This is a genomic window from Pseudomonas sp. (assembly GCF_037994325.1).
In the GTDB taxonomy this organism is placed as follows: domain Bacteria; phylum Pseudomonadota; class Gammaproteobacteria; order Pseudomonadales; family Pseudomonadaceae; genus Aquipseudomonas.
Genome location: NZ_JBBNAH010000174.1, coordinates 1 through 1,398 on the forward strand (window position 1 = coordinate 1; position 1,398 = coordinate 1,398).

Annotated in this window: 1 protein-coding gene; it reads left to right on the top strand. The window is 56.2% G+C overall.

The window, feature by feature from the left end; translation table 11 throughout:
• Positions 1-1,382: methyl-accepting chemotaxis protein (locus tag AAAB16_RS05965; protein WP_340662515.1), on the top strand; the 1,382-nt coding region annotated here is incomplete at its 5' end.
• Positions 1,383-1,398: the final 16 nt, after the last annotated feature.

Consider the following 1,398-nt stretch of genomic DNA (forward strand, 5'->3'; position numbering starts at 1 on the left):
AGTGCGCGCCGCACATCCGCTTTGGTGTGTTCAAAAGTCAGAATTTCGAGCCTTCGGGTCCATCGTTTAGCGTGCTGACGGGCTCGCTGGAAGATCGCACCATCCACCAAGTCATCGATTCCAAAGGCAATATCACGTCGATGGTCGAAGCCCTGTGCGATGCCTTCAAGTGCCAGGCGCAGGAGCTGGAAAAACACCTGGCCAATTATTCGTTTGCCATTCGTGTTGGCCAGGAACTGTTTGTACGCTCCATTGCCTCGATCGACTACCAGTCGGGCATCGTGCACTTGTTTTGCGACGTGGCGCCCGGCGAAGAGCTGATCATGGTCAAGCGCACGTCGATGCGTGAATCAACCCTGGGCGACTACCAGCGCTTCTTGCGCGACAAAGGTAGCGCACCGATTGCCGGCATTCTCAATGACTGCATTCTGCGCCGCCTGAATAACGCCGACGCCCTGCGTTCCATGACCGGTATTTTTGGCAAGGTGCCAGTTACCGGTTTCTCGACCTTCGGCGAAATTCTCGGGCTTAACCTCAACCAAACCCTGACGGCGATTTTTTTCTTTCACGTCAGCCTCGGCCAGCGCTTTCAAGACGATTACGTCGATAACTTCGCCACCCACTATGGCGAGTTCAAGGCCTTCTTTCTGCGCCGGCAAATCAAAAAACTGGTTGGCCTTAACCATATCGTGGTCAAGCAGATCGAAGCATTCAAAAGGAACAACTTCGCCAGTTCGCTGGACATCAGCGGGCTGGATGAAAACTTGCAACCGATCTTCAACGGTTTAATCGACCTTGGCTCCGTGCTTGATCAGGCCAACAAAGCCCAAGATCAAATCGCCAGCCAGTTGCAGCACTACTCCGGGGAACTGCACGTTTCAATGGACGACCTGGCCGGCACCATCGACCGCCAAAACGGCGTAGCCGCTGACGCACGCGCCACCTTTGACGGGCTTTCCAGCCAGGCAGACGAAGTGGTGTTAGGCGCCCGCGAGCTGGCGCAGTCGAGCCTGCGCATTCAATCCATCGTGCAGGTCATTCAGCAAATCGCCGGGCAAACCAACCTATTGGCCTTGAACGCCGCCATTGAAGCGGCCCGGGCCGGAGAAATGGGCCGCGGCTTTGCTGTGGTGGCTGATGAAGTACGTAAGCTCGCGGAAATAACGCGCAAAAATGCCGGCGAAATCGGTGTGGATATCGACCACCTGTCCTCGGAAATCCAGAAAGTCGCGGTGCAAATCGAAGATCAGTCCACCGCCGTTGGCACCCTCAAAGGCATGCTCAATGCCCTGGAAGACTCCACCCAGATGACCGAAGAAACGTCGCGAAGAACCAAGGGCATTGCCGACACCTTAACCGGGCTGACCCAGCACCGCGCCTAACCCACAAGCGCTCAGC